At 62.0% G+C, this 21,161-nt stretch carries 16 protein-coding genes and 2 pseudogenes; 15 read left to right on the top strand and 3 right to left on the bottom strand.

The window, feature by feature from the left end:
* Positions 1 to 19: 19 nt before the first annotated feature.
* The 14 genes and pseudogenes from BLJAPNOD_RS31980 to BLJAPNOD_RS31910 all read left to right on the top strand — a co-directional run bounded on the left by BLJAPNOD_RS31980 (position 20) and on the right by BLJAPNOD_RS31910 (position 16,373).
* On the top strand, positions 20 to 1,255 hold the full coding sequence (locus tag BLJAPNOD_RS31980) for an ABC transporter substrate-binding protein (RefSeq protein WP_115422789.1): 1,236 nt from the start codon (positions 20 to 22) through the stop codon (positions 1,253 to 1,255).
* Between the two features lie 61 nt (positions 1,256 to 1,316).
* On the top strand, positions 1,317 to 2,252 hold the full coding sequence (locus BLJAPNOD_RS31975; protein WP_244611180.1) for a sugar ABC transporter permease: 936 nt from the start codon (positions 1,317 to 1,319) through the stop codon (positions 2,250 to 2,252).
* 3 nt (positions 2,253 to 2,255) lie between these two features.
* On the top strand, positions 2,256 to 3,110 hold the full coding sequence (locus tag BLJAPNOD_RS31970) for a carbohydrate ABC transporter permease (protein ID WP_115422788.1): 855 nt from the start codon (positions 2,256 to 2,258) through the stop codon (positions 3,108 to 3,110).
* Positions 3,107 to 4,840, top strand: a complete 1,734-nt coding sequence (gene araD / locus BLJAPNOD_RS31965) for an L-arabinonate dehydratase (RefSeq protein WP_115422787.1) — start codon at positions 3,107 to 3,109, stop codon at positions 4,838 to 4,840. The genes BLJAPNOD_RS31970 and araD overlap by 4 nt, the downstream gene beginning before the upstream one ends.
* A gap of 12 nt (positions 4,841 to 4,852) precedes the next feature.
* Entirely contained in the window at positions 4,853 to 5,656 is an 804-nt protein-coding gene (locus tag BLJAPNOD_RS31960) for an aldolase/citrate lyase family protein (protein WP_115422786.1), read from the top strand.
* A 10-nt stretch (positions 5,657 to 5,666) separates the two neighbouring features.
* Entirely contained in the window at positions 5,667 to 6,551 is an 885-nt protein-coding gene (locus BLJAPNOD_RS31955; protein WP_115422785.1) for an SMP-30/gluconolactonase/LRE family protein, read from the top strand.
* 8 nt (positions 6,552 to 6,559) lie between these two features.
* Positions 6,560 to 7,318: an SDR family oxidoreductase gene (locus tag BLJAPNOD_RS31950; protein ID WP_115422784.1), complete on the top strand. Its 759-nt coding sequence runs from the start codon at positions 6,560 to 6,562 to the stop codon at positions 7,316 to 7,318.
* 10 nt (positions 7,319 to 7,328) lie between these two features.
* Entirely contained in the window at positions 7,329 to 9,320 is a 1,992-nt protein-coding gene (locus tag BLJAPNOD_RS31945; protein ID WP_115422783.1) for an alpha-glucosidase, read from the top strand.
* 2 nt (positions 9,321 to 9,322) lie between these two features.
* Complete coding sequence (locus BLJAPNOD_RS31940; RefSeq protein WP_115422782.1) at positions 9,323 to 10,093, top strand: TSUP family transporter; 771 nt, start codon at positions 9,323 to 9,325, stop codon at positions 10,091 to 10,093.
* Positions 10,090 to 11,559 carry an NAD-dependent succinate-semialdehyde dehydrogenase gene (locus BLJAPNOD_RS31935; RefSeq protein WP_115422781.1) on the top strand — a complete coding sequence of 490 codons (1,470 nt, stop codon included), beginning with the start codon at positions 10,090 to 10,092 and terminating at the stop codon, positions 11,557 to 11,559. Before BLJAPNOD_RS31940 ends, BLJAPNOD_RS31935 begins: the two co-directional genes overlap by 4 nt.
* A gap of 2 nt (positions 11,560 to 11,561) precedes the next feature.
* Positions 11,562 to 13,076, top strand: a complete 1,515-nt coding sequence (gene glpD / locus BLJAPNOD_RS31930; RefSeq protein WP_115422780.1) for a glycerol-3-phosphate dehydrogenase — start codon at positions 11,562 to 11,564, stop codon at positions 13,074 to 13,076.
* Positions 13,077 to 13,106: 30 nt separating this feature from the next.
* Positions 13,107 to 14,609, top strand: a complete 1,503-nt coding sequence (glpK, locus tag BLJAPNOD_RS31925) for a glycerol kinase GlpK (protein ID WP_115422779.1) — start codon at positions 13,107 to 13,109, stop codon at positions 14,607 to 14,609.
* A 101-nt stretch (positions 14,610 to 14,710) separates the two neighbouring features.
* A complete protein-coding gene (locus BLJAPNOD_RS31915) occupies positions 14,711 to 15,418 on the top strand; it encodes a transposase (protein ID WP_244611179.1) in 708 nt (235 codons plus the stop codon).
* 230 nt (positions 15,419 to 15,648) lie between these two features.
* Positions 15,649 to 16,373 (top strand): annotated as a pseudogene (locus BLJAPNOD_RS31910) (ABC transporter permease subunit).
* A gap of 47 nt (positions 16,374 to 16,420) precedes the next feature.
* On the opposite strand, the gene BLJAPNOD_RS31905 reads toward BLJAPNOD_RS31910, so the two are convergent.
* Positions 16,421 to 16,642, bottom strand: a complete 222-nt coding sequence (locus tag BLJAPNOD_RS31905; protein WP_199566081.1) for a hypothetical protein — start codon at positions 16,640 to 16,642, stop codon at positions 16,421 to 16,423.
* 60 nt (positions 16,643 to 16,702) lie between these two features.
* On the opposite strand from BLJAPNOD_RS31905, the pseudogene BLJAPNOD_RS31900 reads away from it, so the two are divergent.
* A pseudogene (locus BLJAPNOD_RS31900) lies at positions 16,703 to 17,464 on the top strand (IS5 family transposase).
* On the opposite strand, the gene acnA reads toward BLJAPNOD_RS31900, so the two are convergent.
* Positions 17,459 to 20,092, bottom strand: coding sequence for an aconitate hydratase AcnA (gene acnA, locus BLJAPNOD_RS31895; protein ID WP_115422778.1), 2,634 nt, complete (start codon positions 20,090 to 20,092; stop codon positions 17,459 to 17,461). The pseudogene BLJAPNOD_RS31900 and the gene acnA overlap by 6 nt on opposite strands.
* A gap of 145 nt (positions 20,093 to 20,237) precedes the next feature.
* Complete coding sequence (locus BLJAPNOD_RS31890; RefSeq protein ID WP_115422777.1) at positions 20,238 to 21,122, bottom strand: GntR family transcriptional regulator; 885 nt, start codon at positions 21,120 to 21,122, stop codon at positions 20,238 to 20,240.
* Between the last annotated feature and the right edge of the window lie 39 nt (positions 21,123 to 21,161).

Below are 21,161 nucleotides of genomic sequence, written 5' to 3'. Positions count from 1 at the left end.
CAAACCACGGGAGGAAAGAATGAACATCCGGATCATGGCGAGTGCGCTCGCCGCCACCAGCATGCTTACCTTCACCGCGCCGGCCTTCGCCGACACCGAGTTGAAGATCTTCGTTTCCAGCCAGCACCAGCCGGATGTCTGGCGCAAGGTGCTCGACAAGTACGAGGCCGCCAATCCCGGCGTGAAAGTCGCGATCGAAACCGGTGGCAACACCTCCGAAGCGCAAGCGCAATATCTCAACACCGTCATGTCAGCGAAGGATCCGAACCTCGACATCTTGATGCTCGACGTCATTCGCCCGGCACAATACGCTGCCGCCGGCTGGACGTCCTCCTTCGAAGGTAAGGACATGTCGGTCTACCTGCCGGCCTATGCCGAGGCCAACACTGTGGACGGCAAGATCGTGGCACTTCCGGCTTTCGCCGACGCCATGTTCCTCTACTACCGCAAGGATCTTCTCGACAAATACGGCATCGCCCCGCCGAAGACCTGGGAGGAGTTGGCGGCTGCTACCAAGAAAATCGCCGAGGGCGAGAAGAACCCTGACCTCCAGGGCCTCTCCTTCCAGGGTAAGGCGATCGAGGGCGCGGTCTGCACCTTCCTGCTTCCCTACTGGAGCCAGGGCAAGAACCTCGTCGAGAGCGGCAAGCTGACCTTCGACCATGACGCCGCCGTCACGGCGCTGTCGCTGTGGAAGGGTTTTGTCGATACGGGCGTCGCCAAGCAGAACATCGCGGAAGTCGCCACCGACGACACGCGCAAGGAATTCCAGGCCGGCAGCGCCGCTTTCGCTGTCAACTGGTCCTATGCCTGGACGCACTTCCAGGGCGCGGAATCGGCCGTCAAGGGCAATGTCGGTGTGACGCGCCTGCCTGCGCTCGGCTCCGGTGAGCAGGCGAGCTGCCTCGGGGGCTGGGAATGGGGCGTTTCGGCCTATTCCACGCATCAGGACGAGGCGAAGAAGCTGGTCGAGTACCTCTCGAGCGAGGATGTCTCGGTCTTCATGGCCGCTAACGGATCGCTGCTGCCGACCTATGCCGGCGCCTACAAGAACGAGGAAGTTCTCAAGGCCGTGCCGTGGTTCGCGGAAGCTCTTCAGGTCGTCGAGACCGCCAAGGCCCGTCCGGTCACGCCGCGCTACAACGAGGTTAGCGAGGTCATCCGCACGACGGTCAATGCCGTGCTTGCCGGCGTGACTACGCCCGAAGACGGCGCCAGCCAGATCGAGGCTCGCCTGAAGCGTATCCTGCGCTGATCGGAACTGCCGGAAGGGTTTTCCTTCCGGCACCCTACCTGAACCGTCGGGAGTTGCACTGGTGACAAACACCTCCACCCTCATTGCGGCGCGCCCCGCCGATCGCGGCCCGCCGGCCTGGACGCGCTGGCTCGATCTCGGCGACCGGGCGCTCGCCGTGGTCCTGCTTGCGCCTGCGGCCATCCTTCTCGCGTTGATCATCGTCTATCCGGTGCTGCGCCTCGGCTATACCAGTTTCTTCAGCCTGTCATTGACGTCGGGCCTGCCGGCGGAATTCGTCGGGCTGGAAAATTACAGCCTGATGCTGGAAGATCCGGTCTTCTGGGAAACCACCTGGAACACCGTCCTCATCACGCTCATTACCGTGCCCGGCGCCCTCCTGGTCGGGCTGGCACTGGCCCTGCTCGCGAACCTCCCCTTCGGCGTGCAGTGGCCGGTGCGCCTTTCCCTGCTCATCCCCTGGGCGCTGCCGCTCTCGTTCGCCGGCCTGATCTTCGCCTGGTTTTTCCATTCGGAATACGGCGTCGTCAACGACGTACTGAACCGCATGGGTTTCGAGGGCATCATCTGGTTCAACTCGCCGAACTGGGCCTTCGCCGCCATCTGTCTGACGATCATCTGGAAGACCTCGTCCTTCATGGCGCTGATCATCCTCGCCGGCCTTCAGACGATCCCGCGTTCGCTCTATGAGGCGGCCGATGTCGACGGCGCCGGCCGCATCCGCCAGTTCTTCGAGATCACGCTGCCGCTCCTGAAACCCTCTATCGTCGTGGCGCTGATCTTCCGCACCATCACGGCACTGCAGACCTTCGACATTCCCTACATGATGACCGGCGGCGGCCCCGGCACTTCCACCGCCACGCTCGCCATGTACATCCACCAGAACACGGTCTCCTTCCTCGACCTCGGCTACGGCTCGGCGCTCGCCGTCGTGATGTTCGCCCTGTCGATGTGCGTGACCGCCGTCTATCTCCGCGCCATCCGGACCAAGGAGTAAACCATGAGCGCCGTCGCTAACCCCGGTTTCTCCTCGCTCCTCTCCGGCCGTCCGTTGCGTTTCATCGCCGGTGGCGCGCTGATCGTGAACGGCATGTTCCCGGCGTTGTGGATCCTCTTCACCTCGCTGAAGACGGAAGCGGAACTCACCGCCAAGCCGATCACCTGGGTGCCGCACGCCCCGACGCTTTCGAACTACATGCAGGCCTTTTCCGATCAGCCGCTGCACCTCTTCCTGTTCAACAGCTTCATGGTGGCGCTGCTTTCCACCTGTCTGACGCTGTTCGTCTCGGTGCTGGCGGCCTATGCGCTGGCGCGGTTGAATCTGCGCTATCGCGGCCTCATCCTGTCGCTAATCATCGCCGTCTCGACCTTCCCGCTGGTGACGCTGCTGGTGCCGCTGTTCGAGATCATGCGCACACTGAACCTGCTCAACACCTGGGTCGCGCTGGTGCTGCCCTATACGGTGCTGTCGCTGCCGGTCTGCACGCTGATGCTCGTCTCCTTCTTCGAGGGCATCCCGCGCGATCTCGAAAACGCGGCGATGATCGACGGCTGCACGCGCATGGGGGCGTTGTTCAAGGTGGTCGTGCCGCTCTGCGCGCCGGGCGTCTTCACCGCCGGCATCCTCGCCTTCGTCAATGCCTGGGATGAGTTCCTGCTGGCGCTCTCCTTCAATTCCAATCCATCACTGCGCACGCTGCCGGTCGGCATTCAGCTCTATCAGGGCGAGTTCGCCTTCCCCTGGCCGGTCATTTCGGCTGCGCTCGTCGTCGGCATCGTGCCTGTCGCCGTCCTGATCGTCATCTTCCAGGAACGTGTCGTCTCGGGTCTCACTGCGGGAGGGATCAAGGGATGACGAAGCGCGAGCTTTCCGAATTGCGCAGCCAGCGCTGGTTCGCCTCCGACGACATGCGGGCCTTCGCGCACCGCCAGCGTACCCAGCAGATGGGCATGCGCCGCGAAGAATTCATGGGCCGGCCGGTTATCGGCATCATCAACACCTGGAGCGAGATGAGCCCCTGCCACGCGCATCTGCGCGACCGGGCCGAGGCCGTCAAGCGCGGCGTCTGGCAGATGGGCGGCTATCCCGTCGAATTGCCGGCGATCTCTGTCGGCGAAGTCATGGTCAAGCCGACGACGATGCTCTACCGCAATTTCCTCGCCATGGAATGCGAGGAACTGCTGCGCTGCCACCCGATCGACGGCGCCGTGCTGCTCGGCGGCTGCGACAAGTCCACCCCGGCGCTGCTGATGGGCGCCTTCTCGATGGATATTCCGGTGATCTTCTGCCCCGCCGGGCCGATGTCGAACGGCCAGTGGCGCGGCGTGAAGACCGGCGCGGGAACCCACACCAAGAAATACTGGGACGAGCTTCGCGCCGGCAACATCACCCGCGAGGACTGGGTGGACCTCGAAAGCCGCATGACGCGCTCGCCCGGCACGTGCAACACGATCGGCACGGCCTCGACCATGACTTCCATCGTCGATGCGATGGGCATGACGCTCTCTGGTGCCTCCTCGATCCCCGCCGTCGATTCTGGTCATACGCGCATGGCGTCCGCCTGCGGCGTGCGTATCGTCGAAATGGTCTGGGAAGACCTGAAACCGTCAAAAATCCTCGACCGGGATAGCTTCTTGAACGGCCTCGTCGCCTATATGGCGCTCGGCGGTTCCACGAATGCCGCCGTGCATCTTATCGCCATGGCCAAGCGCGTCGGGGTGGAGCTGTCGCTGGACGACATGGCAGCAATGGCCAGCAAGGTCCCGGTCGTCGCCAACGTCTTCCCGTCAGGCGAATATCTGATGGAGGACTTTTACTTTGCCGGCGGCATCAATGCGCTACTGAAAAAACTGTCGCGGCACCTCAACCCCGAACGCCCGACCGTCAATGGCCGCTCGCTCGGTGAAAACATCGCGTCGGCCGATTGCTGGAACGACGATGTGATCCGCGACGAGGACAATCCCGTCGTGCCGCTCTCGCGCGGCAAGACACTGGAAGTGTTGCGCGGCAATCTCGCGCCGAACGGCGCTGTCATGAAATCCTCCGCGGCCAATCCAAAATTCCTGAAGCATCTCGGTCCGGCCATCGTCTTCGACGACCCACGCACCATGAACAAGACGCTCGACGACCCGGACCTCGACATTACCGAGGACACAGTGATCGTGCTGCGCAACGCTGGCCCGGTCGGCGCGCCCGGCATGCCGGAATGGGGCAACCTGCCGATCCCGAAGAAATTGCTGAAGCAGGGCGTGCGCGACATGGTTCGCATCTGCGACGGCCGCATGAGCGGCACTCACTACGGTACCTGCATCCTGCACGTCTCGCCCGAAGCCGCCATCGGCGGGCCGCTGGCACTGCTCAAAACCGGGGACCTCATCGACCTCGACGTCACTGCCGGCACGATAAACATGCGGGTTTCCGGGGATGAGCTTGCCCGCCGCCGCGCCGAATGGAAGCCGTCCGCTCCCATCTACGAACGCTCCTTCGCTGCTCTCTACCAGCGCCATGTCAGCCAGGCGCATGAGGGCTGCGACTTCGACTTCCTGACCGGCACACAAGCCGTGCCCGAACCGCCGATCTACTGAAGGACAACACCCATGAGCAGCAACAACCCCTTCAAATCCTGGCTCGGCGAGAAGAACCGCGCGACCCCGCTCGGCACCTGGCTGATGGCAGCCGCCCCCTCGACGGCCGAAGCGCTCGGCTATGGCGGCTTCGATTTCCTCGTCGTCGACATGGAGCATGTGCCGGTCGAGTTCACCGATCTCGCACATATCCTGCGCGCAATCGGTTGCACACCGGCCGACGCTGTGGTGCGGCTCGCCTGGAACGACCAGGTGCTCGTCAAGCGCGCGCTGGATGCCGGCGCACGCACCGTCATGCTGCCCTTCGTGCAGACGGCGGAAGAGGCGAGAGCCGCGGCATCCTATACGCGCTATCCGCCACACGGCATTCGCGGCGTCGCTGCCGTGCATCGCGGCTCGCACTTCGGTACGATCCCGAACTACCTCAAGACCGCCAATGACGACATCTGCACCATCGTCCAGCTCGAAACGCCGGAAGCGATCGAACGCTTGCCAGAAATTGCCGCCGTTGAAGGCATTGATGCACTCTTCGTCGGCCCCGGCGATCTTTCCGCCGCTATGGGCCATATCGGCAATATCGCGCACCCGGAGGTGCAGGCGCTGATCGAGAAGGCGGCCAAGGACGCACATGCCGCCGGCAAGCCGGTCGGCATCGTCGGCCCCAATCCGGACATGGTGAAACGCTTCATCGGCTATGGCTACGACTATGCCGCCATCGCCTCCGATATCGCCATGATGACCGGCCGTGCCAACGATTGGCTCTGCCAGTTGAGGGGCGTAACGCAGACGTCTGTCGCTGCGACGGCGGCATATTGAGGAATTGACGGTGGAACACGGTTTTGCCCCAGTTCTCGCTTTTCAAGCCGCCCTCGGCGAAAGCCCGCTCTGGTCGGTCGCCGAACAAGCGCTCTATTTCGTCGATATCAAGCGCTGCCGCATCCACCGCTACGATCCAGCAACAAAAACGCTAACGACAATGGAACTGCCGGAGGAAGTCGGCTGCATCGGCCTTGCCGAAGGCGGCGGCTTCATCGCCGGTCTGCGCTCCGGTCTCTGGCTGCTTGACGCTGACGGTACGCCGCAGAAAAAGCTTGCCGACAATCCCGAGGACCAGGCGGTGAGCCGCTTCAACGACGGCGGCGTCGATCCGGCCGGCCGCTTCGTCGCGGGCACCGTCGACGAGACGCGCGAAAAAGGCATTGCCAACCTCTATAGCTACGATTCGCATGGCCTGACGCGCCTCGCCGAGGGACTGCTCACCTCCAACGGCGTCGCATTCTCGCCGAATGGCCTGCGGCTCTATCATTCCGACACGCTGCGCTACACGCTCTATACCTACGATTACGATCCCGCGACGGGCGCGGCGACGAACCGCCAGATCTTCGCTCGATTCGGCAGCGAGGCCGACAAGGGCCGCCCGGATGGCGGCGCGGTCGATGCCGAGGGCTGTTACTGGACGGCGCTTTTCGAGGGCGCACGCGTGCAGCGCTACGGACCGGATGGCACGCTGCTTGCAGAATTTCCGGTGCCGGCGAAGTGTCCGACGATGATCGCCTTCGGCGGCCCCGACCTCAAGACGCTCTACTGCACCAGCGCCAGCATTGGCCGCTCCGAAGATGAGCTAGCCGACTATCCGCTTTCCGGCGCGCTTTTCGCCATGCGCACCGATGTCGCCGGCCTTGCCCGGCCCTTGTTCAACCCAGCCCGCTGAGGCCCGTCATGACCTACGACACTGTCCGCTATCATTCGCTCGAAGGCCGCAACGTGCTGATCACTGGCGGGGCCTCCGGTATCGGCGAAGCCATGGTGACCGCCTTCCGGGCGCAGGGCGCACACGTCTCCTTCCTCGATATCGACGAAGGCGCGGGCAAGGCGACGGCGAAAGCGACGGGTGCGGATTTTTACGCCTGCGACCTCACCGATGTTCCGGCGTTGCGCGATGCCGTAACCAAGGTCGAGGCCAGCCACGGCGCGGTCGACGTGCTGGTCAACAATGCCGGCAAGGACGATCGCCACCGCATGGACGAGGTCGAGCCCGATTACTGGCGGCGCATGCTGGCGCTCAATCTCGACCACCAGTTTTTTGCTACGCAGGCGGTGGCCAAGGGTATGCGCGAGAAGGGCAGAGGCTCCATCGTCATGATGGGCTCAGTCTCCTGGATGCGCGGCAATCCGGTCATGGTCGGCTACACCACCGCCAAGGCGGCAATCAACGGCATGACGCGCACACTGGCCCGCGATCTGGGCCCCGATGGTATCCGCGTCAATTGCATCGTGCCGGGTGCGATCGTCACGGAACGCCAGAAAGCGCTCTGGGCCGGACCGGAGGAAAGCCAGAAGTTCATCGACCTGCAATCCCTAAAATACCGCCTCGATGCCGGCCATGTCGCCCGCCTTGCGCTCTTCCTCGGCTCGGATGAAAGCAATGGCTGCACCGGCGCCAATTTCATCGTCGATGCCGGCCTCACGCAGAACTGAAGGTTTCACCATGCTCCTCGAAAAGACCGCCAACGGCTTCTCGCTCTCCCTCGACGGCCGCACTGTCCTCAGCCACACAGCGGATACCCCCGCCATCTTCGCCGGCCACGGCGAGGAGCGGATGGACATGTATTGCGGCAATTTCGATATCGAGGACTATGTGGTGGAGCGCGTCGCGCTTGCCCATGCCGAGGTCGAGGGCGACACGATCCACCTTTCCAGCGCTCCCGGCCACCCCGTGCGCCTCATTCTGACAGTGGGCGGCGACAGCTTGCGGCTGCACGCGCCGGACACGTCCATTAACCGTCTCTGGCTGCGCACCGTCGCGGAAAAGGACGAGCATGTTTGGGGCGGCGGCGAGCAGATGTCCTATTTCGACCTGCGCGGCCGCCGCTTCCCGCTCTGGACGTCGGAACCCGGCGTCGGCCGCGACAAGACGACGGAGATCACCTTCAAGTCCGACGTATCAGGCAAGGCGGGCGGCGACTATTACAATACCAACTATCCGCAGCCGACCTACGTCTCGTCCCGGCGCTATGCGCTGCATGTCGATACGACCGCCTATGCCGTCTTCGATTTCCGCCGCGAGGCTTTTCATGAGGTGGAAATCTGGGCCGTGCCGGAGCGGATCGAATTCTTCGCCGCCGCCACCTTCCGCGATCTCGTCTCCAAACTCTCGCTGCGCTTCGGCCGACAGCCTGAGCTTCCCAATTGGGTTTATGGCGGTGCGATCATCGGCCTAAAGGATGGGAAGACATCCTTCGAGCGGCTGGACAAGATCCGCGCTGCAGGCGTCAAGGTCTCGGGTCTCTGGTGCGAGGACTGGGTGGGCCTGCGCCACACCACGTTTGGCGCGCGCCTGTTCTGGGATTGGGTCGGTAACGACGAGCGTTATCCCAACCTGCGCCAGAAGATCGCCGAACTGGCCGATGAGAACATCCGCTTCCTTGGCTATGTGAACCCCTATCTCTGCGTGGATGGTTCGCTCTTCCCGGAGGCCGAAGCGAACGGCTATTTCGCGACCGATGCCAAGGGAAAAACCGCCCTGGTCGATTTTGGCGAGTTTGATTGCGGCGTAGTCGATTTCACCAATCCCGATGCGGCGGCCTGGTTCGCCGAGCGCGTGATCGGTGAGAACATGTTGGATTTCGGCCTTTCCGGCTGGATGGCGGATTTCGGCGAATACCTGCCGATCGACGTCAACCTCAAGAATGGGATGAACGCCAAGCTGATGCACAATGCCTGGCCGACGCTGTGGGCCGAGGTGAATGCCCGCGCCGTGGAAAGCCGCGGCAAAACCGGTGATTCGCTGTTCTTTATGCGTGCTGGCTATACCGGCGTACAGGCCCATTGCCCGCTTTTGTGGGGCGGCGACCAGTCGGTGGATTTCTCCCGCCATGACGGCCTCGCCACGGTGATCTCCGGCGCGCTTTCCTCCGGCCTGCTCGGCAACGCCTATCACCATTCCGATATCGGCGGTTACACCAGCCTGTTCGGCAATGTGCGCACGGCCGAACTGCTGATGCGCTGGGCCGAGATGGCGGCCTTCACGCCGGTCATGCGCACCCATGAAGGCAACCGCCCGCGCGACAATCTCCAGATCGACCAGGACGCGGGAGTGCTCGCCCATTTCGCCCGCATGACAGCTATCTACGTTCATCTCACGCCCTACCTGAGGGCGCTTTCGGCCGAGGCTGCCGAGACCGGTCTGCCCGTGCAGCGTCCGCTCTTCCTGCACCACGAGGACGACCGCGCCACCTATGCCATCCAGGATGCCTATCTCTACGGCGCCGACCTGTTGGTCGCCCCCGTCTGGAGGGCGGGCGAGACGGATCGCACCGTCTACCTGCCGAAGGGTGAGCGCTGGGTGCATGTCTGGACCGGCGTCGCACACGAGGGCGGCCGCGAGGTGACGGTTTCCGCACCGCTCGGCCAGCCAGCCGTCTTCTATCGCAAGGGTGCAGCGCGCGAAAAACTCTTCGCGGGGATCGGGACGCTCTGATCATGGATACCGTGAGCCTTGCCGTCCTGCTGCTGCTTGCGGCGGGCGCTTCCTATGTGCAGACTTTGACCGGCTTTGCGCTTGGTCTGCTGATGATGGGCGGGGTGGGGTTGACGGGCGTCGTGCCGCTGGAAGACGCCGCCGTGCTCGTCGGCGTGCTCGGCATCGTCAACGCCGTGCAAGTGCTCGCCAAGGGCTGGCGCGACATCGCGCGGCGTGAATTCCTGTTGGTGATCTTCATCAGCCTTGCCTTCCTCGTGCTCGGATACTGGCTGCTCGGGCTGCTGCTCGCGGCCTCGCTTGACTGGCTGAAGCTGGTACTCGGCGCGATCATCGTCCTGTCCAGCATCCAGCTTCTGCTCCAGCCCGCACCGCTGGAAAAACCCTCGGGGCCGGTATCCTTCCTGTTCTTCGGCGCGATTGCCGGCGTGATGGGGGGGCTCTTCTCGACTGCCGGGCCGCCGCTCGTCTATCATTTCTATCGCCAGCCGCTCCGTCCTGTCGTCATTCGCGAAACGCTCGTCGCCATCTTTGCCGTCAACGGGGTGTTGCGCCTGCTGCTCGTTACCGGGGCAGGCAATATCCCTTCGGCCTCCCTCTGGTGGGGGCTCCTCTGCATCCCCGTCGTCATGGGGTTCACCCTGCTTGCGCGCCGCTATCCGCCGCCGCTGACGCCCATCGGCATGCGGCGCGTCGCCTTCTCACTGTTGTTCTTATCCGGCCTGTCGCTCGCCGGCCCCGCCTTCCTCAAGCTTTTCGGAGATTTTTCATGACTCACCCGCTAAAGACCGCGCTCAAGGATGCCAGCCTGCTTGCCGACAAGGCCTTCGTCGCCGGACGGTGGGCCTCGGCCGCCGACGGCCGCACCTTTGCCGTCACCGATCCCTTCGACGGCTCGCATATAGCTGACGTGCCCTCGCTCTCGCGCGCGGAGGTGGCTGCTGCCATCGACGCGGCCGAGACTGCCCAAAAGCTCTGGGCAAAGTGCGCCGCCAAGGAACGCGCCAAGGTGCTCAACGCCTGGTTCCAGCTCATCCTCGAAAATGCCGACGACCTGGCGCTGATCCTCACCAGCGAGCAAGGCAAGCCGCTCGCCGAAGCGAAGGGCGAGGTGATCTCGAACGCAGCCTATCTCGAATGGTTCGCCGAGGAAGCCAAGCGCATCGACGGCGACATCATTCCAGGCGCCAATACCAGCCAACGCATCATGGTGCTGAAGCAGCCGGTCGGTGTCTGCGCTGCGATCACGCCCTGGAACTTCCCGAACGGCATGATCACCCGCAAGGCCGGCCCGGCACTCGCCGCTGGATGCAGCATGCTTTTGAAGCCTGCTTCGCAGACACCCCTTTCCGCGCTGGCGCTCGCTGTGCTTGCCGAGCGGGCGGGGGTGCCGGCGGGCGTGTTCTCCGTCGTCACCGGCGAGGCGCGGCCGATCGGGGCGGAATTCTGCCATAACTCGAAGGTCGCCAAGATCACCTTCACCGGCTCCACCGGCGTCGGCCGCTGGTTGATGAAGGAGGCCGCCGACAGCATCAAGCGCCTCTCGCTGGAACTCGGCGGCAATGCGCCCTTCATCGTCTTTGACGATGCCGACCTCGATGCGGCTGTCGAAGGCGCGATGATTTCGAAATTCCGCAATGCCGGACAGACCTGCGTCTGCGCCAACCGCATCTATGTGCAGGAAAGCGTAGTCGAAGCATTTTCGGAAAAGTTGCTCGCCAAAGTCTCTGGTTTGAAGCTCGGTCGCGGCACGGAAGTCGGCGCCACGCAAGGCCCGCTGATCGACGACAAGGCCGTCGCCAAGATGGAAGAGCATGTTGCCGACGCGCTGGAAAAGGGCGGCAGGCTGCTTATCGGCGGCAAGCGCAGCGCGCTCGGCGGCAGTTTCTACGAGCCGACTGTCATTTCCGGCGTGACGCAGGCGATGAAGGTCGCGAGCGAGGAGACCTTTGCGCCGCTCGCCCCGATCATCTCGTTCAAGGACGAGGACGACGTGATCGCCATGGCCAATGACAGCGAATATGGCCTCGCCTCCTATTTTTATGCGAAAGACATGGCGCGAGTCTGGCGCGTCGCCGAGGCGCTGGAAGCCGGCATGGTCGGTGTCAATACCGGCATGATCGCCAACGAGATGGCGCCTTTCGGCGGCATCAAGCAGTCCGGTCTCGGCCGCGAGGGCTCGAAGTACGGAATCGAGGGGTTCCTTGAGCTGAAATATGTCTGCCTCGGCGGGCTCTGACCATGGCCGCCTTCGACTACGACATCCTCGTCATCGGCGGTGGCATCAACGGCTGTGGGGTTGCGCGCGATGCGGCGGGGCGCGGCTACAAGGTGCTGCTCGCGGAAATGAACGACCTCGCGGCCGGCACGTCCTCGGCATCGACGAAACTCATCCACGGCGGCCTGCGCTATCTGGAACACCACGAATTCCGGCTGGTGCGGGAATCGCTGGTGGAGCGGGAGGTGCTCTGGCAAATGGCGCCCCATATCATCTGGCCGCTTCGTTTCGTGCTGCCGCATCATGAAGGGCTTCGCCCGGCATGGCTGCAGCGGCTGGGGCTTTTCCTCTACGACAATATCGGCGGTCGCAAGCGCCTGCCGCCGACAAGGGTGCTGGACCTGAGGAAACACGCGGCGGGCAAGCCTCTGAAGGACGGCTATGCCAAGGGGTTCGAATATTCCGATGCCTGGGTGCAGGACGCGCGCATGGTGGTCCTCAACGCTCGAGACGCGGCCGATCGCGGCGCGGAGATTGTGACACGTAGCGAAGTCATCCGCATCGAACGCAGCAATGGCGGTTTCGTTGCCGAGATCGCCGACCGGGCGACGAAGATCGGCCGGACGGTTCGCGCCCGCCTCGTGGTCAACGCCGCCGGACCCTGGGTCGACCAGGTCATCGGGCTTGCCGCCGGTGGGGGCAAGGTGAGGAATGTCAGGCTCGTGCAGGGCAGCCATATCGTAGTTCCTAAACTGTTCGACCATGACAAGGCCTACATCTTCCAGAACACCGACAAGCGCGTCGTTTTCGCCATTCCCTACGAGGGCGACTTCACGTTGATCGGCACGACCGATCGCGACTTTTCCGGCAAGCCGGAAAAGGTCGCGATCAGCGAGGAGGAAACGGCCTATCTGTGCGCGGCCGCGAGCTCCTATCTCCAGCGGCAGATCGCACCGGCGGATGTCATCTGGTCCTATTCCGGCATTCGCCCGCTCTACGAGGCAGGCGCGGCAAGCGCGCAGGAAGCGACGCGTGACTATGTGCTGAAGGCCGATGGCGACGCGGAAACCGGCGTGATGATCAACGTGTTCGGCGGCAAGATCACGACCTATCGCCGGCTTGCCGAATCCGTGCTGGACCTCGTCGAAAAGCATCTCGGAGCCCGCAATCCGCGCTGGACCGCCGGAGCGACGTTGCCGGGCGGCGACTTTCCGTTTGACGGCTTCGAGGCTCTCGTCGCCAGGCTGGCAGCGCACGCCCCTTCCGTTGCCGAGACGACAATACGGCGGCTGGCGCGCAACTACGGCACCAAGGCCCTCGAGATTCTCGGCCCTGAGAGCAGCTTGGGCAGGATCGTCGCAGCAAATCTCGGGGAAAACGAGATTCGTTATCTCGTGAAGAAAGAATGGGCGCGCTCGGCGGAGGACATCCTGTGGCGTCGCTCCAAGGTGGGTTTGCGCAGCACGCCCGGGGATGTCGCCGCCCTCACAGCGTTCCTCGACGGTGAGCGGTTCGGCAGCAAGGCGGCGACCGGCTGAAGCCGGGTATTTTCCGGAGCGGGAACTTTCATGAGCGAATATGTACTAGCCATCGATCAGGGAACGACGTCGACGAGGGCGATCGTTTTCAATCGCGACTACCGGAACTGCGGAGCCGGCCAGCAGGAGTTTCCCCAGCACTTCCCGCGGTCCGGATGGGTCGAGCACGACGCCGAGGACTTGTGGCGCACGGTGGTGGAGACATCGCGGTCGGCCATGTTGTCCGCGGGCGTTTCAGCCTGCGAAATTGCAGCAATCGGGATCACCAACCAGCGCGAGACCATCGTGATGTGGGACCGGCGGACGGGAAGGCCGATCCACAAGGCTATCGTCTGGCAGGACAGGCGAACCGCCGAGCATTGCGCCCGGATTCGCGCCGACGGCACGGAGCAGGAAGTCGGCCGCAAGACAGGCCTGCTGCTCGACCCATATTTTTCCGCCACCAAGATCGCCTGGCTGCTTGACAACGTTTCCGGCGCAAGGGCGGCGGCAAGGGCCGGGCATCTCGCCTTCGGCACGGTCGACAGCTGGCTGGTCTACAAGCTGACGGGCGGACAGCGTCACGTGATCGATGTCACCAATGCATCCCGCACAATGCTCTGCAATATCGAGACGGCCGATTGGGACGATAGTCTCCTTGCTCTGTTCAACGTACCGAAGGCGATCCTGCCGGAAATCGTCGGCAATACCGGTGACTTTGGCGAGACGGGCGAAGCCTTGTTCGGCGGGCGGATTCCCATCCGCGGGATTGCCGGCGACCAGCAGGCCGCGATGATCGGCCAGGCCTGTTTCGAACCGGGCATGGTCAAATCGACCTATGGAACCGGGTGCTTCGCCCTCCTCAACACCGGCGCCGAGCGGGTGGCGTCCCGGCATCGGTTGCTGACGACCATTGCCTACAGGATCGACGGCCGAATGCATTATGCCCTGGAGGGCTCGATCTTTGTCGCCGGTGCGGCGGTGCAGTGGCTGCGCGACGGTCTCGGGATCATCGACCGTGCCGACCGCTCCGGAACGCTGGCCGCGGCCGCGGATGCCGGCCAGACCGTCTATCTCGTTCCGGCTTTCACGGGCCTCGGCGCCCCATGGTGGGATCCGGATGCGCGCGGCGCGCTCTACGGCCTAACCCGCAATACTGGCCCGGCCGAACTGGCAAAGGCGGCCCTGGAATCGGTCTGCTTCCAGACGCGCGACTTGCTGAGAGCGATGCGAAAGGACTGGCCGCGGGCGGACAAAACGTTCCTGCGTGTCGATGGCGGCATGGCGGCGAGCGACTGGACGATGCAGCGCCTGGCAGACATCGTAGGCGTGCCGGTCGATCGCCCGGTTGTTCATGAAACCACGGCGCTCGGTGCTGCCTGGCTGGCGGGCTACGGCGCACAGGTCTGGCCGAATATGCAAGGCTTCTCCCAAAGTTGGAAGAGAGATCACCGTTTCGTTGCCCGAATGGATGAGGGCGAACGACAGCAGCTCGTCCTCGGATGGCGGGCGGCAGTAACGAGCACGCTTGACTTCAGCAGCAAGCAGCCCTGAGTTGAAGAATAGGTGAGAGCAGGGCCCTAGCTCCGACCACCGTACTCGGCCGGGTCGTCGTGACCGTCAAAAAGGCGATTCCAAAGATGGTGTAACGGGCCGTGCCCCAGCCAGCCAGGTTTGAAAGTCTGGTGGTCGTCCCTCACAATGATGGCGTCGCGGAGTCAGGAGTGGCCTGCTCCATAGCATCACGGAGAAACGACCAAGATGCAGTTGCCGGCATCGACGTGTCATTGGAATACTCGAGTATGTGCGTGGTGGACGCGGATGGTCGGATCATCCGGGAAGCAAAGATCCTCAGCGAACCCGATGCGCTGATCGACTGGTTCGGCGCGCATGGCGTGATGATGGAGCGAGTTGGTCTGGAGGACGACCCCTTGTCGCAGTGGCTCCATGCCGGGATGGTGAAGGCAGGTATTTCCGTCGAGCTGATCGAGACGCGCCACGTTCGTGCAGCCTTCAAGACGATGCCGGTGAAGACCGACAAGAAGGACGCGCGGGGCATTGCGCAGTTGATGCGGCTTGGCTGGTTCAAACCGGTCCACTGCAAATCTCTTGCCGCCCAGGAGGTGCGGGCGCTGCTGACCGCCCGCAAGCTCATTCAGGGCAAGCTTCACGACATTGAGATGAGCATCCGGGGCATCCCGCGCGGCTTCGGCCTCAAGGTCGGGTCGACGACGCGGCGCACCTACGCAGGGCGCATCCGTGAGCTGGTTGCAGGCCATCCGACCTTGGAAGCGATCGCGACGGCACTTTTGAAGGTGCGCGACGCGCTGGTGCATAAGTTTGCAGGGGGCAATATCGCATAGTGTATCGACTGGGACGGCCTGCCATGCTTAGTGCCGACGCATGGCCTCAGTTCACACCGACAGTCTCGGGGCGCGGAACAAGGTTCGAGAAACTTAGCCTTGGTAAGGGATCCGATTAGTCGCTGGGGTTCGCAGCGATGCTGCTGAAGGTTCGAGGTAGAGGCAAATTGAAGAGATCGCTCGACATCTTGTCGTCTCGAACCCTTGCGCATGTTATTGGCGCATGCGCGATGATCGCGAGTTGGGCAGCCTACGTCGAGCTGTCGGGCGTTCCTGCCTACATCGTGCCGAGGCCGGACACCGTCGCTTTGGCGATTCTAACGGATTGGCACCTCTTGGCGCCGGCGCTCCTTGTGACCGTGCAAACGACTTTGACTGCGCTCGCCCTTGCGATCGTCGGGGGTGGAGGCGTGGCCGTGGTGCTGGCGCAGTCGCGATCGATCGAGAGATTGATTTCGCCTGTCCTGGTCACCTTGCAGGTGACGCCCATCGTCGCGGTAGCGCCGTTGATCCTGATCTATGCGCCGACACCATGGACGGCGCAGTTGACATGTGCATTCCTCGTCACCTTCTTCCCCGTCATGCTCAACACGCTGCAAGGGTTGAAGAGTGCCGATCGAAACCATGCGGATCTGCTGAAAACATACAGTGCGTCTGGTTGGCAGACCCTCCTTTACTTGAAACTGCCATCGGCATTGCCGGGCTTTTTTCAGGTCTTAAGATCGGTGGCGGGCTTGCCCTGGTGGCGGCGGTTGTCGGAGAGTTTGCGGTCGGGCAAGCCGGTAACAACGCGGGTCTGGCCTTTCGGCTGCTGGAAGCGCAATACCGGCTGAACATGCCGCGCCTTTTTGCATGTCTCGTCCTGCTCGCCCTGCTCGGCGTCGCAATATTTGGCCTCACGTCCCTGCTTTCGAAACTCGCTCTTCGCCGTTGGCACGAGAGCGAGCAGCCCTAATGTTTTGGCGCGGGAAACCGACGACCAGGCTGTCGGATGTCTAGCGGCTAATCCTTGAGCGACATGCCGACGCGCTTGCAGGAAAAGCGCGTATCGAAGGCTCTGGTGTGGTCCGTATCAGGCTTCAGCAGTTTCACTTTTACCAACTCGTCGAACAGCGCTTTGTAACGTTCGGCAGTCAGGCAGCCGATGCCTTTGTCGAGTGGAGACCGGTAACTTCTCTGGGGGCAGGCCGCGCGCAGGAGGGGTGGCCTACAGCGTAAACTCATAAAATTTCTTGGCATTTATCGGCCGCCGTGATTCAAGGCTTCGAAATAGGGAAGCATTTGATGACGCGTCGTCGCTACGAACTGACTGACCACGAATGGTCGATCATATTGCCGTTGTTGCCCAGCAAGCCACGCGGTGTTGCCCGCGTTGATGATCGGCGGGTATTGAATGGCATCCTCTGGCGGTTTCGAACGGGCTCGCCTTGGGCGGAAGTTCCGGAACGCTATGGCCCGCCGACGACCTGTTACAACCGCTTCGTCCGCTGGCGCAAAGCCGGGGTATGGGATCGGCTTCTTGAAGCGGTGTCCAAGGCCAACGATGGCGACATCGTCATGATCGACTCGACCTGTGTCCGCGTTCACCAGCACGCGGCCACGGGAAAAAAGGGGATGGAGACGATGGTGGCATGGGACGTTCCCGCGGCGGGCTTGCGAGCAAAATCCACGCGCTCGTCGATGCCGAAGGTCGCCCGGTCAATCTGCGTCTGACTGGTGGACAGATCGCCGATTGTGCCGAAGCCGACGCGCTGACGGATGAGCTGGCGAGGGGGACATCCTGCTGGCCGACAAGGGTTATGACACGAATGCCATTCGGGCCAAGGCCGCCGAGCGAAAGGCCTGGGCCAACATCCCGCCGAAGAGTAATCGCAAGGGCTCTTTCGTGTTTTCGCGCTGGGTCTATCGGCAACGCAATCTCGTGGAACGGTTCTTCAATAGGATCAAGCAGTCCGAGGCATCGCAACCCGATATGACAAGCGCCCGGAAAACTACCTCGCCGCCGTAAAGCTCGTCGCAACAAGAATATGGTGCCAAAGTTTATGAGTCGACGCCGTAGATCGTAGTTCGCTTGGTTTCGACCAAATTCTGCAGCATTAAGGGAAGGATTCCCCCCGCCTTCAGCATTTCGACCTCAGCTGCCGTTTCTATGGCGGCGACAGCTTTCAGTGTGGTGCTTTTTCCTGCGCATCGGCGAATGACTACCTCGACCGGACAACGCGGAGCGATCCTGTCTGCATCGGCTTGGATCTCGAATAGGTCACCTGGTCTCAAAGCGAGTTCATGTGGTCCGAAATCCGGCGGTAATCTCATCGGCAAAATGCCCATACCGATTAGATTGGAGCGGTGAATTCGCTCGAAGCTAACAGCCAAGACCGCGCGGGCGCCGAGGAGCGATGCCCCTTTAGCGGCCCAGTCTCTTGATGAACCCATGCCGTAGCGCTCGCCAGCGACGATCACGACGGACTGCTTGCCCTCCGCGTAGCGGTTGGCGGCTGCCCAGAGCGGTAAGACTTCGCCTGATAGCGCGTGGATCGTCGATCCTGGTGGAATATCGTTGCCCAGGAGATTTTGTACACTCCGGTTTGTATAGAGACCCCGAACCATCGACTCCCAGTTACCCCGCCGCGAAGCGTGAACATTAAGGTCTGTCGGGACCTCGCCGCGCTCAACGAGATACCGGCCGGTTTCACTCTGAGCCCGGATCGCCCCGGCTGGAGAGATATGGTCGGTCGTGATGTCGTCACCGACAATCATGAGCGGATGCGCATCGTAGGTCCCGAGCAAGCTGCCTTTTCCGAAGCCTGCGAACGGTGGCCTGCGGATGTATGTCGAGGTCTCGTCCCACGGAAACAATGTCGTGGTCGGCGCCTCCAGTTCGAGCCAGGCCTTGCTGGCCTCGGCTTCGTCATAAGCTGGCTTGAAATCCACCGCATCCGAAGCAAGTGCAACCGCCTCGTCGATCTCCTGGCTCGTCGGCCACAACATCGATAAGGTCACAGCCTGCCCATCTGACGACCGCCCTATCGGGTCCGTCAGAATATTCAGCTCGACGGTTCCAGCCAATGCAAACGCTATGACAAGGGGTGGAGATGCGAGAAACCCTGCCTCGAGTTGAGGGTGCACGCGACCGGGGAAATTTCGATTGCCCGAAAGAACCGCGACCGGAAGGATCCCACGTTCCTTCATCGCGACGGCGATCGGCTCGGTCAATGGTCCGGAATTTCCGATACAGGTCGTACAGCCGTAGCCGACGATCCCAAATCCGACCGCCTCGAGATCTTCCAGCAATCCAGACCGTCGCAGGTATCTTTCCGCTGTCGGCGATCCCGGCGCGAGAGACGTCTTCACCCAAGGCGCCGGATGAAGACCGAATGACCGCGCCTTGCGTGCCAACAAACCCGCCGCAATCACGAGCCGCGGATCGGAGGTGTTGGTGCAGCTTGTAATGGCTGCGATGGCGACCGCACCGTCGTTCGGCTCCCAGCCATTTGCGCTTGCAACCGATCCACGCTTCATCGAAGAGATCGCCGCAGCGGTATCGCCGACCGATATCCTATCCTGAGGACGCGTCGGTCCGGCAAGACTGGGTTCAATCGCCGACAAATCGATCTCGACAACGTGCGTGTAGCGGGGACATTCGTCCGGATCGAACCAAAGGCCGACGCGCTTCGTGTAGGCTTCGACCAACTTGACCTGCTGCGAAGTTCGGCCAGTCGTGCGGAGATAGTCAAGCGTCCGGTCATCGATAGGAAAGTAACCAGAATTGCCGCCGAACTCGGGCGTCATGTTTGCGACCACGGACCGATCACCGGCCGTGAGCGTCGAAACACCGTGGCCATAAAATTCCACATACTTGTCCTGAAGGTCGATCTTTCGAAGGATATGCGTCACTGTCAGCGCCAGATCGGTCGCAAGCACGCCGTCACGGAGACTTCCGGTCAGATGGACACCGACCACATCGGGCACGCGGAGCGAGACAGGCATGCCGAAAAACACGCTTTCCGCTTCGAGCCCGCCGACGCCCCAAGCAAGGACGCCGATCCCGTTGACCATCGGCGTGTGGCTGTCGGTACCGATCAGCGTGTCGGGTGCCGCCCAGCGACGACCATCTTTGTCTAGGGTCGCAACGACTGTCGCCAGTCGCTCCAGATTGAGCGTATGCATGATGCCCGTACCAGGTGGATGTACGCGAAATCCGGTCAGAGTATTGGTCGCCCACTTCATGAAGCGATACCGCTCGGCATTGCGTTCGAACTCGCGTTTCATGTTAAGTTCGAGCGACGACGCACCGCCGAAGGCGTCCACGGCGACCGAATGATCAGTGGACACATCGACCGGAACGACAGGATTCAACAGAGCCGGATCGTAGCCTGCCTCCACGAGCGCTGACCGCATGCCTGCGATATCCACAAGCGCAGGACCGCACGTGGTATCATGCATAAGAACCCGGTTTGGCAGGAACGGAATTTCCAGTTCGCTTGTGCCGGCGGAGAGCCAGTCGACGATGGCGTCTTTCGCCGTCGCCGCGTACGAACCCGCTGTTCGCAGAACATTTTCCAACAAGATGCGCTGAATGTACGGAAGTGACCGAAGGTACGGTCCCACCTCCGCTGGGAGGTCGATAACATCGTACTCCACTTCGTTGACCGTGAGTTTTGATATGATGGTCATCTTAAGTCTCTCATTGCATTTCCGTGTCTGGAGCGGAAACCTCCGGCCGAAGTCGCAGCGAAACCGTGTTTATAAATTACATTTTATGATAAAGAAATGTAATGTTACTTTGACCGCACGCTTCCTCGTTTGAGGTTCCCCCTGATTACACTTTCGGTGTTTTGATCCTGCTTGCACCCATGATGTGGGTGTAGAGGAAGGCGGCCGCTTCTGATCGTCGATCACTCTCGAGAAGATCAAGGATGTGCAGATGCTCTGCCGTCTGCTTCGGCAAGCGGCTGCGATCAATGGTGATCTGGTATTCTAGAAGGCGCCGCAATCTGTTGATCCGCCTTATCGCGTCCAGGAAGAATTCGTTTCCGGAGCAAGCGACAAGCATTTCGTGGAAGTCGTTATTGGCTTTGAAGATTTCAGCCCGCGACCAATGCTCGTATCCACCGTTTCCCAGCTCCGTCTGTGTCTCACGTGCTCTTCGAAAACCGTCCGCATCCGGCTGAAACGTCGGGAGTAACATCGCCTGCTGCTCTATCACGGCACGGAAAACATACCCTTCCTCATAGCTTTTCCTCGACATGAGGGTCTGCTTGAACGACCATCCATTACCAGGAAGCCGCTCGATCCAGCCCTCGTCGGCGATCCGGTGAAGGATCTTCAACAGCCTGGTTCGCGGCACGTCGTAGAGCCGCATCAACTCGTTCTCGCTGACGCGCTCGGCGAACCTCCCGGACAATCGGTCGTCGGCGATCCTGAGATAGATCGCATCGTCACCCTCGGCAGCTTGGCCGTTCTCGGGTCCGAGATCTTCGATTGCCTCGCCGTTTACAGCAAGAAAATATCCGCGGTTCGGCTCGGCTCGTACGATGCCTCTCTCTTCCAGTTTCTGAAGGGCGCTCATGATCGGAGCTCGAGACACACGGAAATTGTCGGCCAGCATTTGTAGCGGCAGATGATCTCCCTTTCGCATCGAGTTGGATTTCAAGAACTCAATGATATCCGTGCTGATCCGGGGTGAAAGACTGTTCCTGGCCATGCCTTTTCCGAGTGTCCTGTTCTTTCAATTCGACTTACC

The organism is Ensifer sp. M14 (assembly GCF_003355565.1).
Lineage (GTDB): Bacteria > Pseudomonadota > Alphaproteobacteria > Rhizobiales > Rhizobiaceae > Ensifer.
This window is presented reverse-complemented; position numbering and strand designations above follow the sequence as displayed.

Bases quoted from the DNA above. Each gene is read 5' to 3' on its own strand.
- BLJAPNOD_RS31980 (WP_115422789.1), top strand. From the start codon at position 20: ATGAACATCCGGATCATGGCGAGTGCGCTCGCCGCCACCAGCATGCTT.
- BLJAPNOD_RS31970 (WP_115422788.1), top strand. From the start codon at position 2,256: ATGAGCGCCGTCGCTAACCCCGGTTTCTCCTCGCTCCTCTCCGGCCGT.
- araD (WP_115422787.1), top strand. From the start codon at position 3,107: ATGACGAAGCGCGAGCTTTCCGAATTGCGCAGCCAGCGCTGGTTCGCC.
- BLJAPNOD_RS31960 (WP_115422786.1), top strand. From the start codon at position 4,853: ATGAGCAGCAACAACCCCTTCAAATCCTGGCTCGGCGAGAAGAACCGC.
- BLJAPNOD_RS31950 (WP_115422784.1), top strand. From the start codon at position 6,560: ATGACCTACGACACTGTCCGCTATCATTCGCTCGAAGGCCGCAACGTG.
- BLJAPNOD_RS31945 (WP_115422783.1), top strand. From the start codon at position 7,329: ATGCTCCTCGAAAAGACCGCCAACGGCTTCTCGCTCTCCCTCGACGGC.
- BLJAPNOD_RS31940 (WP_115422782.1), top strand. From the start codon at position 9,323: ATGGATACCGTGAGCCTTGCCGTCCTGCTGCTGCTTGCGGCGGGCGCT.
- BLJAPNOD_RS31935 (WP_115422781.1), top strand. From the start codon at position 10,090: ATGACTCACCCGCTAAAGACCGCGCTCAAGGATGCCAGCCTGCTTGCC.
- glpD (WP_115422780.1), top strand. From the start codon at position 11,562: ATGGCCGCCTTCGACTACGACATCCTCGTCATCGGCGGTGGCATCAAC.
- glpK (WP_115422779.1), top strand. From the start codon at position 13,107: ATGAGCGAATATGTACTAGCCATCGATCAGGGAACGACGTCGACGAGG.
- BLJAPNOD_RS31905 (WP_199566081.1), bottom strand. From the start codon at position 16,642: ATGAGTTTACGCTGTAGGCCACCCCTCCTGCGCGCGGCCTGCCCCCAG.
- acnA (WP_115422778.1), bottom strand. From the start codon at position 20,092: ATGACCATCATATCAAAACTCACGGTCAACGAAGTGGAGTACGATGTT.
- BLJAPNOD_RS31890 (WP_115422777.1), bottom strand. From the start codon at position 21,122: ATGGCCAGGAACAGTCTTTCACCCCGGATCAGCACGGATATCATTGAG.